This is a genomic window from Novosphingobium gossypii, from assembly GCF_050433305.1.
Classification (GTDB): Bacteria; Pseudomonadota; Alphaproteobacteria; order Sphingomonadales; family Sphingomonadaceae; genus Novosphingobium; species Novosphingobium gossypii.
The window spans coordinates 589,208-604,180 of sequence record NZ_JBNPXM010000001.1; the positions used below are offsets into that span (position 1 = coordinate 589,208).

General features: G+C 64.7%; 13 protein-coding genes. 10 read left to right on the forward strand and 3 right to left on the reverse strand.

Annotation, left to right across the window (positions count from 1 at the left end):
• Positions 1–11: 11 nt before the first annotated feature.
• Positions 12–581, reverse strand: a complete 570-nt coding sequence (locus GGR40_RS03120) for a copper chaperone PCu(A)C (protein WP_429274728.1) — start codon at positions 579–581, stop codon at positions 12–14.
• Positions 582–771: 190 nt separating this feature from the next.
• Between GGR40_RS03120 and dnaK the strand changes: the two genes are divergently transcribed.
• Positions 772–2,676 carry a molecular chaperone DnaK gene (gene dnaK, locus GGR40_RS03125; protein WP_429274729.1) on the forward strand — a complete coding sequence of 635 codons (1,905 nt, stop codon included), beginning with the start codon at positions 772–774 and terminating at the stop codon, positions 2,674–2,676.
• Positions 2,677–2,757: 81 nt separating this feature from the next.
• Positions 2,758–3,888 carry a molecular chaperone DnaJ gene (gene dnaJ, locus GGR40_RS03130; protein ID WP_429274730.1) on the forward strand — a complete coding sequence of 377 codons (1,131 nt, stop codon included), beginning with the start codon at positions 2,758–2,760 and terminating at the stop codon, positions 3,886–3,888.
• Between the two features lie 43 nt (positions 3,889–3,931).
• Here the strand turns inward: dnaJ and GGR40_RS03135 are convergent, their stop codons facing one another.
• Complete coding sequence (locus tag GGR40_RS03135; protein ID WP_429274731.1) at positions 3,932–6,247, reverse strand: patatin-like protein; 2,316 nt, start codon at positions 6,245–6,247, stop codon at positions 3,932–3,934.
• A gap of 70 nt (positions 6,248–6,317) precedes the next feature.
• Between GGR40_RS03135 and radA the strand changes: the two genes are divergently transcribed.
• From radA to rnr, 8 genes are all read left to right on the forward strand, one after another.
• Complete coding sequence (gene radA, locus GGR40_RS03140; protein ID WP_429274732.1) at positions 6,318–7,685, forward strand: DNA repair protein RadA; 1,368 nt, start codon at positions 6,318–6,320, stop codon at positions 7,683–7,685.
• A gap of 12 nt (positions 7,686–7,697) precedes the next feature.
• Positions 7,698–8,225: a CvpA family protein gene (locus GGR40_RS03145; protein ID WP_429274733.1), complete on the forward strand. Its 528-nt coding sequence runs from the start codon at positions 7,698–7,700 to the stop codon at positions 8,223–8,225.
• A gap of 5 nt (positions 8,226–8,230) precedes the next feature.
• The gene (locus GGR40_RS03150) at positions 8,231–8,647 is read left to right on the forward strand and encodes an iron-sulfur cluster assembly scaffold protein (protein ID WP_429274734.1); all 417 of its coding nucleotides are present in this window, start codon (positions 8,231–8,233) and stop codon (positions 8,645–8,647) included.
• Between the two features lie 135 nt (positions 8,648–8,782).
• Complete coding sequence (phaR, locus tag GGR40_RS03155; RefSeq protein ID WP_429274735.1) at positions 8,783–9,349, forward strand: polyhydroxyalkanoate synthesis repressor PhaR; 567 nt, start codon at positions 8,783–8,785, stop codon at positions 9,347–9,349.
• Between the two features lie 21 nt (positions 9,350–9,370).
• Positions 9,371–9,823 carry an NUDIX hydrolase gene (locus GGR40_RS03160; RefSeq protein ID WP_429274736.1) on the forward strand — a complete coding sequence of 151 codons (453 nt, stop codon included), beginning with the start codon at positions 9,371–9,373 and terminating at the stop codon, positions 9,821–9,823.
• Positions 9,824–9,895: 72 nt separating this feature from the next.
• Positions 9,896–11,443 carry a proline--tRNA ligase gene (gene proS / locus GGR40_RS03165; RefSeq protein WP_429274737.1) on the forward strand — a complete coding sequence of 516 codons (1,548 nt, stop codon included), beginning with the start codon at positions 9,896–9,898 and terminating at the stop codon, positions 11,441–11,443.
• A gap of 23 nt (positions 11,444–11,466) precedes the next feature.
• Entirely contained in the window at positions 11,467–12,051 is a 585-nt protein-coding gene (locus tag GGR40_RS03170) for a DUF805 domain-containing protein (RefSeq protein WP_429274738.1), read from the forward strand.
• Between the two features lie 43 nt (positions 12,052–12,094).
• Entirely contained in the window at positions 12,095–14,410 is a 2,316-nt protein-coding gene (rnr, locus tag GGR40_RS03175; protein ID WP_429274739.1) for a ribonuclease R, read from the forward strand.
• A gap of 44 nt (positions 14,411–14,454) precedes the next feature.
• Here rnr and GGR40_RS03180 read toward each other — a convergent pair whose 3' ends face one another.
• Entirely contained in the window at positions 14,455–14,910 is a 456-nt protein-coding gene (locus tag GGR40_RS03180) for a universal stress protein (RefSeq protein ID WP_429274740.1), read from the reverse strand.
• Positions 14,911–14,973 lie beyond the last annotated feature (63 nt).

Here is a 14,973-nt window from a genome sequence, read left to right on the forward strand (position 1 = left end):
GGGTTCGACGGTCAGTGGTGCATCCCTTCCATGCTGCCGTGATCCATGCCTTCCATCGCGCCGGTGGCATCGTCGGAAGCTCCCATCTTCTCGACCTTGATCGGCATGGACAGCTTGTCTCCGTCGGAGAACGTCAGCGTCAGTTCCGTCGTCCCGCCGGCCTTCAGATTGGGCGAAACGTCGAAGGCCATTACATGCAGCCCGCCCGGTGCGAAGACCATGGAGGCGCCGGGATCGACTGGCAGCGAATCGACACGGGCCATGGAGCCGCCATTGGTCTGGTGCATCTCGGCCCGCCGCACTTCTGCGACGTGGACCCCGGCAAGCGTCACCGGCTCCGCTCCGTCATTGCGGACGGTGAAATAGACCGCGCCGGGACGGCCTGCGACGATCGGCAGCACCAGCTTGCCGTCGCTCGCCACGATGCCGGGCTTGGCGTCGGGGCCGGAAAGCGTTGCTTCGTTCGATTGCGTGGGGCTGTCGGGCGTCTTTCCGCATGCGCCAAGCACGGAAACAAGCGCAATGCTGCAGATCAGGGCCAGTGGGGAACGGGCAGTAAGGTTGCGTTTGATCACAGGCATTTCCTCTTGGCTCGGCCCTGTTGCAAAATCGTTGCGGGTAATGCCATCCACACAGGCTTGTTCCAAGCGAAACGTCACCTATATCCGCCCTCGACGACTTGGAACGTCACAGAGCCGGACAAGCCGCCTTGCCTTGATGGAAGGGAGGCGATCCGCCCGGTGTCACCCACTGACGTGAGGAATGGGGATAATGGCTAAAGTAATTGGTATCGACCTTGGCACCACCAACAGCTGCGTAGCCGTCATGGACGGCGGCAAGCCCAAGGTCATCGAAAATTCCGAAGGCGCGCGCACCACGCCCTCGATCGTCGCTTTCACCAAAGATGGTGAGCGCCTGATCGGGCAGCCTGCAAAGCGCCAGGCCGTGACCAACGGCGACAACACGATCTTCGCGGTGAAGCGCCTCATCGGCCGCCGCTTCGACGACCCGGTGACCAAGAAGGACACCGAGCTGGTTCCCTATCACATCGTGAAGGGCAAGAACGGCGACGCCTGGGTTCAGGCCGGCGGCGAAGACTATTCGCCTTCGCAGATCAGCGCCTTCACTCTTCAGAAGATGAAGGAAACCGCCGAATCGTATCTGGGCGAAACGGTCACGCAGGCGGTCATCACCGTTCCCGCGTACTTCAACGACGCCCAGCGTCAGGCCACCAAGGACGCCGGTCAGATCGCCGGTCTCGAAGTGCTGCGCATCATCAACGAGCCGACTGCGGCGGCGCTGGCTTATGGCCTCGACAAGCAGGACGGCAAGACCATCGCGGTCTACGACCTTGGCGGCGGCACCTTCGACGTCTCGATCCTCGAAATCGGTGACGGCGTGTTCGAGGTGAAGTCCACCAACGGCGACACGTTCCTGGGTGGCGAAGACTTCGACACCAAGGTCGTCGAATGGCTGGCCGACAAGTTCAAGGCCAAGGAAGGCATGGACCTGCGGACCGACAAGCTCGCCCTCCAGCGTCTGAAGGAAGCGGCTGAAAAGGCCAAGATCGAACTGTCGTCCACTGCGACGACCGAGGTCAACCTGCCCTTCATCACCGCGCGCATGGAAGGCGGCGCTACCACCCCGCTGCACCTCGTCGAAACGATCACCCGTTCCGATCTGGAAAAGATGGTCGCCGACCTGATCCAGCGCACGCTTGAACCCTGCCGCAAGGCGCTGGCCGACGCCGGCATCTCCGCCAAGGAGATCGACGACGTCGTGCTCGTGGGCGGCATGACCCGCATGCCCAAGGTGCGCGACGTGGTGAAGGACTTCTTCGGCAAGGAGCCGCACACCGGCGTGAACCCGGACGAAGTCGTCGCCATGGGCGCGGCTATCCAGGCCGGCGTGCTGCAGGGCGACGTCAAGGACGTGCTGCTGCTCGACGTGACCCCGCTGTCGCTGGGCATCGAGACGCTGGGCGGCATCATGACCAAGATGATCGACCGCAACACCACGATCCCGACCAAGAAGAGCCAGGTCTACTCGACCGCCGAGGACAACCAGCAGGCGGTCACGATCCGCGTGTTCCAGGGCGAGCGCGAGATGGCGCAGGACAACAAGTTGCTTGGCCAGTTCGACCTCGTCGGCATCCCGGCGGCGCGTCGCGGCGTGCCGCAGATCGAGGTGACCTTCGACATCGACGCCAACGGTCTGGTCAACGTGTCCGCCAAGGACAAGGGCACCGGCAAGGAGCAGCAGATCCGCATTCAGGCCTCGGGCGGCCTTTCGGACAGCGACATCGATCAGATGGTCCGTGACGCCGAAAAGTTCGCCGAAGAGGACAAGAAGCGCCGCGAATCCGCTGAAGCCCGCAACCAGGCAGACAGCCTTGTCCACGCCACCGAGCAGCAGCTCACTGAGCATGCCGACAAGATTGAGCCTGCGCTCAAGGAAGAAGTCGAGGCCGCGATCGCCGCGACCAAGACCGCGCTCGAAGGCAACGATGCCGCTGAAATCAATGCCAAGGCTCAGGAACTGACGCAGGCGGCGATGAAGGTCGGTCAGGCCATCTACGAGAAGGAGCAGGCTTCGGCTGCTTCGCCGGAAGCTGCTAAGGCTGACGACGACGTCGTTGACGCCGAGTTCTCGGAAGTCGACGAAAACAAGGGCTGACAAGTCCTGATGAAAACCCTGACCGCCACCGGTGCAAACCGCGCCGGTGGCGGTTAAGGTATTCCGACGGGGAAATATCACGTGTCAGCGACAGAAATCGATTATTACGAACTGCTCGAATGCGAGCGCACGGCCGACGACAAGGTTCTCAAGTCGTCGTACCGTCGGCTTGCCATGCGCTACCACCCGGACAAGAACCCGGGCGACAAGGAAGCCGAGGCGCGGTTCAAGCAGATCAGCGAAGCCTACGACTGCCTGAAGGATCCGCAAAAGCGCGCGGCCTACGATCGCTTCGGCCATGCTGCGTTTCAGCAGGGCATGGGCGGCGGCGGTCCCGGTGCAGGCGGTGACTTCGGCGATATCGGCGATATCTTCGAATCCATCTTCGGCAGCGCCTTTGGCGGTGGCGGTCGTCAGCAGCAGCGGCGCGGTGCCGATTTGCGCTACGACATGGAAGTCTCTCTGGACGACGCTTTCCGGGGCAAGCAGACCGAGATCACCATCGAAGTCTCGCAATCGTGCGAGCCGTGCAGCGGATCGGGCGCCCAACCGGGTACTTCCAAGCGCGGCTGCTCGATGTGCGGCGGTCACGGCAAGGTGCGCGCGCAGCAGGGCTTCTTCGTGGTGGAGCGCACCTGCCCGACCTGCCACGGTCGCGGTGAGGTGATCGAAAAGCCGTGCCGTTCCTGCGGTGGCGAAGGTCGGGTGGACAAGCCGCAGACGCTGCAGGTGGACATTCCGCCCGGCGTCGATTCCGGCACGCGCATCCGCCTGTCCGGCAAGGGGGAAGCCGGGCCGTTCGGATCGCCACCGGGCGACCTCTACATCTTCCTGCACGTCAAGCGCCACCGCGTGTTCGAGCGTGACGGGACGACGCTGGTCACCAAGGTGCCGATCACCTTCACCACTGCGGCGCTGGGCGGCTCGATCGAGATCCCCGGCATCGACGGCGAAACGATCACGCTGGACATTCCGGCGGGCATCCAGTCCGGCAAGCAGCTGCGCAAGCGCGGCGAAGGCATGCCGGTGCTGCAGGGCCGTGGCCGCGGCGACCTCGTCATTGAGATCGCGGTGGAAACCCCGACCAAGCTGTCCGCCCGCCAGAAGGAAATCCTGCGTGAATTGCAGGCGACCGAAACTGGCGATGAATGTCCGCAGTCGAAGGGCTTCTTCGACCGCATCAAGGACGCCTGGACCGATCTGACGGAATGATGCCGAAGGCGGGCGGGGCAGGGTGCTCTGCCCGTCTTCGGCCCTACTTCCCGCTCAGCACCTCGCGCCGAATTCTGCGCACCAGTCCGGGGTCGGACTGTAGCCGCTGCTTCTCCTCGTCCAGGATCGCCAGGAAGGCGCGGCGCTTGAAGCCCAGCAGTTCCGGTGCGCTCATGGCGTGTTCGGCGGGCAGCGTGGAGGCGATGAGATCCATCATCCGCTCGGCCCCGTGCAGGCGGCCCCATAGATAATCGTTCTCGCGGTAGCCGCGGCTGAAGAACGCGCCGAAATTGAAGAACTCCTTCCCGCGCAAAGTCTCCTCCCGCAACCCGTCGCGGATAGCATGGCAATCTTCCGGCGATATCCGGTCCACGAGCACCGGATCGAACTCCGTCAGCCCTTCGCCGCGCAGCAGCGGCAGGGTGACGGTGTCGTAGAACGGAAAGCCCAGATAGGCGAGCAGCACCCGCCGTCGCAGCGCCTGCGGCATGGCCGCCAGCGCCTCCGCCAGCAGTTCGTCCACCGCATCGTCCGTTGCCAGCAGATTGCGGGCGGATGCGAAGTGATCGATCGCACCTTGCGGATCGTCGAAGAACCCGGCAGCCACCGCCGGAAATTCCTCGCCCAGCGCCGTCAACGGTTCGCGGTCTATGTAGAGCGCCAGCGCGGCATAGATCGCCTCGCGCGCGGCGTCGCGGTCGTGCTCGGTGACGCCCGGCTCCTCCTCCCACTCCTGCGTCACCCGGCGCGCCAGCAGCCGCAGGCGGCGCACGCGGAATGCCAGATCGTGGCTGCGGAAGAAGTCGATCATGGCGGGCGAATTGGCCACCCGCAGCGCCTGCGCCCGGTCCAGTCCATGCACTGCCAGATGTGCGATCAACCGCAGGCGGATCGGCTCGGCAGAAGGCAGGTCAAGTTCGGGCGCGGCTTCCAGCACCATGCGCGCCATCATCGCGGTGATGCCGCTGAACTTGACCTGCGCATAGCCGTGATAGGCGAACCCCGCCTGCTCGAAAGCGGCCGCCTGCGCCTTGGCTCGCCATGCAGCCAGACGCCTCGGCGTGGGTCGGTCAAGGAACAGGGTATGCCCGAACAGGCGGTCCACCGTTTCCTCGATCTCTGGCCGCAGAGCCAGCACGATCTCGCGCAGCGCGGCCATCTCGCGCGATCGCGTCTCCAGCGCTTCCAGATTGTCGCGGATCGGCTGTTCGCGCGGAATCGCGGACAGCGACCCGAAGATCACCGAGAAGAACCCCGGCAAAGCGGCATCGCGCCGCATCTCGGCGCCGAGATGATCGGGCGTCGGATCGACGTAGACGAACCGCCGGTCCACCTCGCGCGCGGCGGGGCGGTCGCGCAGGGCATGCATGGCGTCGGCGAAAGGTGCGTTCACCAGCACCGCGCCGTCGATCAGCGATACGCTGTCAAGATCTCCGCGCCGGGCGTGTTCGGGCATGATCCGGGCAAGAAACGCATCGCGCGTCGGCCAGCTCTCGCCCTGTTCCTCCACCAGCCTGTCGATCTCTCCGATCTGCAAGGGGGGAAAGGCCCCGGGAAAGCTGGCCGATGCGCGGGCGGCCATCACCAGTTCGGGCAGCGGCGCCAGCGGGACGCCGTCGCGGCCCGCCTTGACGTGGAAGCCGAACGTCAGGCGATGCTCGCTTTCCAGCACCATCTGCGGTGAATGCAGCCGCAGCGTCTCCAGATGACCCTTGAAGTCGGTGGAAGTCAGGAAAACGTCAAGCGGATGATGTTCGGGCAGTAGCGGCTTTCCGGCGGGCGCCTTCGCCATCGCCGTCAGCGCGCGGTGCAGCAGGCGCGAAAAGCCGATCCCGCTGAACGGCGGCTCGAACCAGCGGGAGCGTACGAGGCGCGACAGCTTCTCGCGCACTTCGCTGCGCGTTTCCGGCGCCACGCTTTCGCTGACGGCATTGCCGGGGCGGTGCAGCAGGTATGTGACCAGCGGGCTGGCCCAGAACTTCGCCGCACGCGATCCGGGTCGCGCATCGGGATCGAGCAGCACGTCGACGTCGGCGGTTTCCAGCCACAGGTCGGTCAGCGGTTCCAGCGACTGTCCCGAATGGATGGCCTGCGCCAGGAACAGCGAGTTGATCCCGCCCGCGCTCGCCCCGGCGACGATGTCGGTGAGCACCCGCAGCCGAACGTTGCCGCCCGTCTCCAGCCTTCGCAGAAGATCGAGATAGACCGCGGCGCTGCCTAGCGGCGCATCCTCATTCCCCCAGAGCGCACGGCTGGCCTGCAGAGCTTTCCACAGCTCCTTGGTGACCCCGTGCATGTAGACGGCGAGGCTGACGCCTCCATAACAGACCAGAGCGATCCGCAGTTCTTTTTGCTGCATCCGATCATCTTACCCGCCATTACAGCATTGGCAATTGCGTTCTCATTCCGTTCCGGTTACGCGAGGCGGCATGGCGAAACCGAAACGTCGATATGTCTGTCAGGCCTGCGGAGGCGTTTCCACCCGGTGGCAGGGGCAATGTGCCGATTGCGGGGAATGGAATACGCTGGCCGAAGAAGCACCGCAGACAGTGTTCTCGGCCAAGCACGATCTGTCTTCGGGCGGGCGGCCGATCCTGTTCACGCCGCTCGACGCGCCCGGCGAAGTGCCCAAGCGGCAGAACAGCGGCATCGCGGAGTTCGATCGTGCGCTGGGCGGGGGGCTGGTTCCCGGCTCGGCGATCCTGATGGGCGGCGATCCCGGCATCGGCAAGTCCACGCTGCTGCTGCAGGTGTCCGCCAATATCGCCAGCAAGGGCGGCCTTTCCGTCTACGTCAGCGGAGAGGAAGCGGCCGGGCAGGTGCGGCTGCGGGCCGAGCGTCTGGGCCTGTCGAAGGCCCCGATCCAGTTGGCAGCGGCCACTTCGGTGCGCGACATTCTGACCACGCTGGGAATGATGGACAAGCCCTCGCTGCTGGTCATCGATTCGATCCAGACGATGCATTCCGACCAGATAGAGGGCGCGCCGGGCACCGTCAGCCAGGTGCGCGGCTGCGCCTTTGAGCTGATCCGCTATGCCAAGGAAAACGGCGTCACACTGGTGCTGGTCGGGCACGTCACCAAGGACGGCAACATCGCCGGTCCCCGTGTGCTGGAGCACATGGTCGACGTGGTGATGAGCTTCGAGGGCGAACGCAGCCACCAGTACCGCATTCTGCGTTCCATCAAAAATCGCTTTGGCCCGGTGGACGAAATTGGCGTCTTCGCGATGGAGGGCGATGGCCTTGCCGAAGTGGGCAATCCGTCGATGCTGTTCCTGTCGGGCCGCGAAGAGCCGATGGCGGGCAGCGCGGTGTTCCCGGCGATGGAAGGCACGCGCCCCGTCCTTGTCGAAATTCAGGCGCTGATCGTGCGACTGCAAAGCGGGGCTACGCCGCGCCGTGCGGTCGTGGGGTGGGATTCGGGCCGCATGGCGATGCTGCTGGCCGTGCTGGAGGCGCGCTGCGGCCTCAGTTTCTCCAACGCCGAAGTCTACCTCAACGTCGCGGGCGGCTACCGGCTGGGCGACCCGGCAGCGGACCTCGCGGTGGCGGCTGCGCTGGTGTCGGCACTGGGGGACAAGCCGCTGCCGACGGACGCGGTGTGGTTCGGCGAGGTGTCGCTGGCAGGGGAGATCAGGCCGGTTGCGCACGGTTCCATCCGGCAGCGCGAATCGGCCAAGCTGGGCTTCACCAAGGCGTTCGGTCCTGCCAACGGACCGGCGCCGGAAAAGGGCCTGACATTCTCCGGGCTCACCATGCTGCCCAACCTCGTTGACCGCATCCTGTCCGATGCCTAATTCAGCCGTCCTATGACAGGCTTCGACATTGCCGTACTGCTGTTCGTGGGTCTCGGCGCCATCACCGGCTTGATGCGCGGGTTCGTGCAGGAAATCCTGGCGCTGTCCGCCTGGGTCTTCGCGGTGTTCGCCATCCGCATCTTTCACACGCCGCTGACGCTGGTGTTGGGGGGCTATGTCGGGTCGGATTCGGGAGCAGCGGTGCTGGCCTTTGCAGTGCTTCTGGGCGTGCCGTTCCTGGTGGTCAAACTGGTTGCCAGGTGGGCAGGGTCCATGAGCCGCGCATCGGTGCTGGGCCCGATCGACCGGGTGCTGGGTCTGGGTTTCGGCGCGGTGAAGGCGGTCATCATCATCGTTCTGACGTTTTCAGTGGTGGTGCTGGGTTACGATACGATCTGGGGCGTTGGCGGCCGGCCCGATTGGATCAGGCAGGCGCGGACATATCCCTTCATCGATGCCAGCAGCAAAGCTCTGGTTGAGATGATCGCCGAGCGGCGCGCCGCACTGCGCGCTGCGCCATCCAGTCCGGAAGGCGAGTAGGCACCTTGTCCGCAACCGTGCTCTACACGCCTGACGTTCTGGCCTTGGCGATCGATCTTGCCCGCCATCCCCTGACGGACGACCTGCCGCTACGCAGTGAAGCCCGGTCCAAAAGCTGCGGCAGCACGATCATGCTGGGGCTTGCCGTCGAAGCCGGCACTGTGACCCGTATCGGGCTGCGCAGCCAGGCCTGCGCCATCGGACAGGCGTCAGCGGCGATCTTTGCCAGTGCCGCTCTGGGCGCCACGATCGACCGTATCGCGCAGACGCGCAATGCAGTCGCTGCCTGGCTGACAGGCGACGCGTCACTGCCTCAATGGCCCGGCTTCGCGACTGTCGCTGCTGCCCGCGACTATCCTGCTCGTCATGGCGCAGTCATGCTTCCATGGGACGCAGCCGTCAGGGCGCTTGGGGCGGAATAGCTGGAAATTTCACTGGCCTTGCGCATTGAAAATAAACGTTTCCCCGAGGATTACCTCTTTTGCTGCGCAGCAATTTGTGTTGCAATGCGATATTCCGGAATGGTAAACTGGCCATCCGGCAAATGGGGATTGGAAATGGCTGATACGGCGTCTGGCGAAGACAACACCGTCATTATCAAGAAATACGCGAACCGGCGGCTCTACAATACACGTTCGTCCAGCTACATCACGCTGGAACATCTGGCGAAGATGACGCGCGAAGGCGTGGATTACAAAGTTCTCGACGCCAAAAGCGGCTCAGACATCACCCACACCATCCTGACGCAGATCATCATGGAAGAGGAATCGAACGGAGAGCAGATGCTCCCGGTCAACTTCCTGCGCGAACTCATCAGCATGTACGGCAACCAGATGCAGTCCCTGATCCCGCATTACCTTGAAGCTTCGATGGAGAACTTCCGCGCCAACCAGGCGAAGCTGGCCAAGGCGTTCGAGGACAGCCTGGGCAACAACCCGCTGGCCAAACTGGCCGAACAGAACATGGCGATGTTCCGGGCGGCATCGTCCGCGTTCATGCCAGGCGCTGAAAAGCAGCCTGACGCCAAGACGCCGCCTGCCGCGAACGAAGGCACCGGCGACCTTTCGGCGCTGCGCGATCAGATGGCCGAAATCCAGAAGCGTCTCGACGCGTTGGGCAAGTAACATCTCCACGGGCCGCCGCAGATGACCGTCCGCGTCGCCCGGCCCGCTGCGCGCATCATCCTGCTCGATCCTGCAGACCGTGTGCTGCTGTTCCGCTTCGACCCGCCCGACCGTCCGCCGTTCTGGTGTACGCCGGGCGGGGCAGTCGATCTCGGCGAAAGCTACGAGGATGCGGCAAGGCGCGAACTGCTGGAGGAGACCGGCTTCGTCGCCGAGCCGGGGCCGCAGATCGCGCGGCGGATGGCGGACTTCATCACCATCGAAGGGGTGCCGGTCACCGCCGACGAGCGCTATTTTCTTGTCCGCACGCCGCCTGGCGCTGATCCGGAAGCAATAAACACCGCCGGTCACACCGAACTCGAACGCTCGGTCATGCGCAGCTGGCGCTGGTTCGACCGGGCAACGCTTGCCGCGCTGGACGAAGCGTTCTTTCCGGAAGATCTTGCGGACATGTTGCCACCGCCGCGGAACTGATGGGGCGAAACCGGTTCGATTTGACCGCCATTTGCTTTGAACCTTCCGCCGACTCCCGCTAACAGGCGCGCCATGAATCAGAAGACCGCGATCCGCCACGCCCTTTCCACCAAGCGCGAAGACGACTTCGCCCAATGGTACCAGGAAGTCATCTCCGAAGCCGAAATGGCCGAAGAATCGGGCGTACGCGGCTGCATGGTAATCAAGCCGTGGGGCTACGGCGTGTGGGAACGCATCCAGCGCCTGATGGACGACCGGATCAAGGCTGCGGGCGTCCAGAACTGCTACTTCCCGCTGTTCATCCCGCTGTCGTACTTCGCCAAGGAAGCCGAGCACGTCGAGGGCTTCGCCAAGGAAATGGCGGTCGTCACTCACCACCGCCTGATCGGCGACGGCAAGGGTGGCCTCGTGCCCGACCCCGAAGCGAAGCTGGAAGAACCGCTGATCGTGCGCCCCACGTCGGAGACGGTGATCGGCCAGGCGATGGCGCGCTGGGTGCAGTCGTGGCGCGACCTGCCGCTGGTGGTCAACCAGTGGGCCAATGTCGTGCGCTGGGAAATGCGCACCCGTATGTTCCTGCGCACCAGCGAATTCCTCTGGCAGGAAGGCCACACCGCCCACACCGACCGCGACGATGCGATGGTGGAAACGCTGCGCGCGCTTGAAATGTACCGCGACTTTGCCGAAACCGAGCTGGCGATGCCGGTGATCGCCGGTGAAAAGCCCGAGAACGAGCGCTTCCCCGGCGCAGTCGCTACGTATTCGATCGAGGCGATGATGCAGGACGGCAAGGCGCTGCAGGCGGGCACCTCGCACTACCTCGGCACCGGCTTTGCCCATGCTGCGGGCATCACGTTCCAGGATCGTGAGGGCACGCAGCAGTATGCCCACACGACCAGTTGGGGCACCTCCACCCGCATGATCGGCGGCCTCATCATGACGCATGGCGACGACGATGGGCTGCGCGTGCCGCCCGCCGTGGCGCCGCACCAGATCGTCATCCTGCCGATGCTGCGCGACACGCCCGAGGACGACGCGCTGCTGGCGTACTGCGAAGACCTGCGCAAGGCGCTGGCCGCGCGTTCGGCGCTGGGCGAGCCGGTCCGCGTCCTGCTCGACAAGCGCCCCGGCAAGGCCACCCAAAAGCGCTGGGCCTGGGTGAAGAAGGGCGTGCCGCTGATCCTGGAAATCGGCGGCCGCGACGCCGCCGGCGGCCAGGTTTCGATGCTGCGCCGCGATCGCCTGTGGAACGAGGCTGCCAAGGCGAACTTCGTGGCGCTGGGCCGGGACGAGTTCGTTGCCCGGGCCGTGACCGAGATCGAGGACATCCAGACCTCGCTTCATGCCGAAGCGAAGGCAAAGCGCGACGCGAATATCTCGCAGGCGTCCACCTTCGCTGACCTCGCTGCCTTCTTCGCGGACGACAAGCGCTATCCCGGCTGGGTGGAAGTGGAATGGGCGCGCCCCACCGGCGGCGAGTTGGAAGCCGTGGTGCAGAAGCTCAAGGGCCTGAAGCTGACCATGCGGAACACGCCGCTGGAAAGCGCACCGGTGACGGGTGAATGTATTTTCACGGGACGTCCGGCGGTAGAGCGGATATACATCGCCCGATCCTATTGATCGACGTCAAGCGGGGGCACCGGATGATCGCAGCGATAAAATACAACCTCGCGAACCTGACCAACTTTCGGGGACGCGAGGGGCGTTCGGCCTTCTGGTTCTATTTCCTGTTCCTGGCGATCATCCAGATCGTGGTGTCCTTCGTCATCTCGATGGCGATGACCGGGCCGATGATGGTGGATGTCTTCCAGGCCGCGCAGCAGGGTCTGAGTGAAGCCGAAATGCAGCAGCGGCTGTTCGGGCGGCTCTCGGGCATGATGCGGATTTCGGTCTGGGCCTCGGTGGCGTCGACGCTGGTGCTGACGGCGCTGCTGATAGCCTCGTTCACCCGGAGACTGCACGATTCGGGCAAGCCTGGCTGGATCGCCGGGCTTACCGTCGTGATCCAGCTTGCCGCGCTGGGGCTGGCGGTGGCGTCCATCGACAAGGTGGCGCAACTGATGATCATCGCGCAGAGCGGTGACATGGCCAAGCTGCAGGAAGCGCAGGCGGGCATGATGCTGAACGGTGTGCTCGGCTGGGTTCCGCTGCTGATCGTGATCGTCTTCGGCGTCTGGCCGTCCACCGATGGCGCGAACCGCTACGGCGAGGAGCCTGACCACATCTGAGGCGCCGCTTGCATTGGTGGGCGGTTGAGGCCATCTGCGGAAGATGCCCGCAAAGAACCGCCCCGCAAATGCCCGCCCCCCTCGCAATGGCTCCTCCGGTAGCCGACCTTCTGGCAATCGACCGGCGCCGGGATTGCCGACCCCCAAGCAGATACTGGAGTTCATTCAGAACTCTTCCGAACCGGCGGGCAAGCGTGAGATTTCGCGCCACTTCGGGCTGAAGGGCAACGAGAAAATTCAGCTCAAGGCCCTGCTGAAGGACATGGCAGAAGAAGGCCTGATCGACGGCAAGCGCACGGCGTTCCACAAGATGGGCGGCCTGCCCAAGGTGACCGTGTTGCGCGTGATCGACATCGACGAGGGCGAGGCCATCGCCGTGCCGGACACCTGGCAGCCGGACGACGCCACTCCGCCGCCGCGCATCCGTCTGGTGGAGAAGGGGCGCGGGTCCGCCCTGCGCAAGGGCGACCGCGTGCTGTCGCGTACCGAAGAGACAGGCTCCGGCTGGCGCGCCTTCCCGATGAAGAAGCTGGAACTGCGCGCCGACCAGATCCTGGGCGTGGTGGAGATCGACGGTGGCGGCAAGCCCTGGCTGGCGCCCGTCGACAAGCGCATCCGCAATTCCTCGCAGATCTCCGATCTGGGCGAGGCGAAGGCCGGCGAACTGGTGCTGGGTGTGCCCATCGGTCGGTCGGCGCGGCCCTCGATCAAGGTCACCGAAGTGCTGGGTGAACCACTGGCGCCCAAGTCGTTCAGCCTGATCGCCATCCACAAGCACGGCATCCCCAACCACTTCATCGAGGAGGTTCTGGAAGAGGCGCAGGTCGCATCAAAGCTGCCGCTCAGCGCCGATCATCGTGAGGATCTGCGCCATCTGCCGATCGTTGCCATCGACCCCTCCGACGCGCGCGATCACGACGACGCGATCTGGGCGAAGCCGGACGGGCAAGGCGGTTTCGACGCGCTGGTAGCGATTGCCGACGTTGCCTTCTATGTGCGCCCCGGCGGCCAGATCGACCGCGAGGCGCGGCGGCGCGGCAACTCGGTCTACTTCCCCGACCGCGTCGTGCCAATGTTGCCCGAGGTGCTGAGCGCGGACGTCTGTTCGCTGCGCTCGGGCGAAGACCGGGCGGCGATGGCCTGCCACATGAAGATCGATGCCGAGGGCAAGGTCACTGACTGGCGCTTCACCCGCGCCATCGTGCGCATCCACGAAGTCATCGCCTATGAGGAAGCGCAGGCCCGCATCGACGAAGCCCGCGCCGAAGAACACCTGACTGACCTGTGGGCAGCATGGAAAGCACTCGCCACCGCGCGTGCCAATCGCGATCCGCTGGAACTGGAACTGCCCGAACGCCGCGTGAAGCTGGACGAGAAGGGCCGCATCACCGAGATCGCCATCCGCGAACGGCTCGACGCGCACCGGGTGGTCGAGGATTTCATGATCGCCGCCAACGTCGCCGCCGCCAAGGCGCTGGAAGCCAAGGTAGCGCCCGTCGTCTACCGCATCCACGAGACGCCGAGCCGCGAAAAGCTGATGGCGCTGAAGGACTACCTCGCCACCTTCGGCAAGAAGCTGGCGATGGGGCAGGTCATCACGCCCAGCCTCTTCAACCGCATGCTCAAGGATGTTACGGACGAGACCGAGAAGGCGCTGATCATGGAGGCGGTGCTGCGCAGCCAGACGCAGGCCTATTACGGCCCTGCCAACGCCGGCCACTTCGGGCTGGCGCTGGCGTCCTACGCACATTTTACCTCGCCGATCCGGCGCTATGCGGACCTTCTGGTGCACCGGGCGCTGGTGGATGGCTATGGTCTGGAGCAGCCCAGACCCAAGGCCGATATTCCCGCGCTATCCGGCCTGTCAGAGCGCGATCGCGAAGACTTGGGCCGCATCAGCGATGCCATCAGCCAGGCGGAACGCCGCGCCATGGAGGCCGAGCGCGAGACGATCGACCGTTATGTCGCGGCCTGGCTCGCCAGCCGAGTGGGCGAGGTGTTCGACACCCGCATCACCGGCGTACAGAAGTTCGGCTTCTTCGCAACGATCGTGGGGCTTGGCGGCGACGGACTGGTGCCCGTCTCGACGCTGGGCGACGAGCGCTTCACCTATGACGACAAGGCGCAGGTGCTGGTCGGCGACGAAACCGGAACGACGTTCTCCATCGGCCAGATCCTGAAGCTGCGCCTTGCGGAAGCCAACCCGCTAACCGGCGCGCTCAAGTACGAATTGCCGGAAGGTGGCGGGCGCATCGAGGCGCGCGGGGCACCTCATGCCGTGAAGCACAAGGGCAAGCACTTCGTCGGCCAGCGCGGGCGGCCCAAGAACATCCGCCATCAGGGGCGCGGCAAGCGGTAGTTCCGTCATCTGCGGATCAGGTCAGGGGCAATGTCACGTCCAGCTCAGCTCAGCCGTTCGATCGCTTCTGCATCCAGACCGCCGGGAACCACGAAAACCGGGCAGGTCATATGCGCCATGCCTACTCCGGTGAAGTGCGAAACCAGTGTGCCGGGCCCGCCCTCCTTGGCGGCGCCCAGCACCAGCGCGGACACCTCGGGGTGGTCTTCAAGGTACTTGCGCACCACCTTAATGTCTTCTCCAATGTGAACGGAGATGACCGGCATCTTTGCGCCTTGCGACAAAAGGTTTCCGGCTGCTGCGGTCACCAGCGTTTCTGCACGGGCGCGGGCCTCTTCCTCGATGGTCGCCTGCACGCCGGCGAAGGCGTTGAACGGCTGCGGCGGGACCAGCGCCAGAAGGTGCAGCGCCCCGTCTGTCTTGGCCGCGCGGCGAGCCGCGAACTGCAGGGCGACGAGGGCTTCCTCGGTTTCGTCGACGATCACCAGATAGATGCGCATGGCTGTACCCTCTCCATCGACAGCGTTGATAGGGCAAGGCTGCAACACAAGCCACCACCCTTG

Bases quoted from the DNA above. Each gene is read 5' to 3' on its own strand.
- proS (WP_429274737.1), top strand. From the start codon at position 9,896: ATGAATCAGAAGACCGCGATCCGCCACGCCCTTTCCACCAAGCGCGAA.
- GGR40_RS03120 (WP_429274728.1), bottom strand. From the start codon at position 581: ATGCCTGTGATCAAACGCAACCTTACTGCCCGTTCCCCACTGGCCCTG.
- GGR40_RS03145 (WP_429274733.1), top strand. From the start codon at position 7,698: ATGACAGGCTTCGACATTGCCGTACTGCTGTTCGTGGGTCTCGGCGCC.
- GGR40_RS03180 (WP_429274740.1), bottom strand. From the start codon at position 14,910: ATGCGCATCTATCTGGTGATCGTCGACGAAACCGAGGAAGCCCTCGTC.
- GGR40_RS03170 (WP_429274738.1), top strand. From the start codon at position 11,467: ATGATCGCAGCGATAAAATACAACCTCGCGAACCTGACCAACTTTCGG.
- phaR (WP_429274735.1), top strand. From the start codon at position 8,783: ATGGCTGATACGGCGTCTGGCGAAGACAACACCGTCATTATCAAGAAA.
- dnaK (WP_429274729.1), top strand. From the start codon at position 772: ATGGCTAAAGTAATTGGTATCGACCTTGGCACCACCAACAGCTGCGTA.
- rnr (WP_429274739.1), top strand. From the start codon at position 12,095: ATGCCCGCAAAGAACCGCCCCGCAAATGCCCGCCCCCCTCGCAATGGC.
- radA (WP_429274732.1), top strand. From the start codon at position 6,318: ATGGCGAAACCGAAACGTCGATATGTCTGTCAGGCCTGCGGAGGCGTT.
- GGR40_RS03160 (WP_429274736.1), top strand. From the start codon at position 9,371: ATGACCGTCCGCGTCGCCCGGCCCGCTGCGCGCATCATCCTGCTCGAT.
- GGR40_RS03135 (WP_429274731.1), bottom strand. From the start codon at position 6,247: ATGCAGCAAAAAGAACTGCGGATCGCTCTGGTCTGTTATGGAGGCGTC.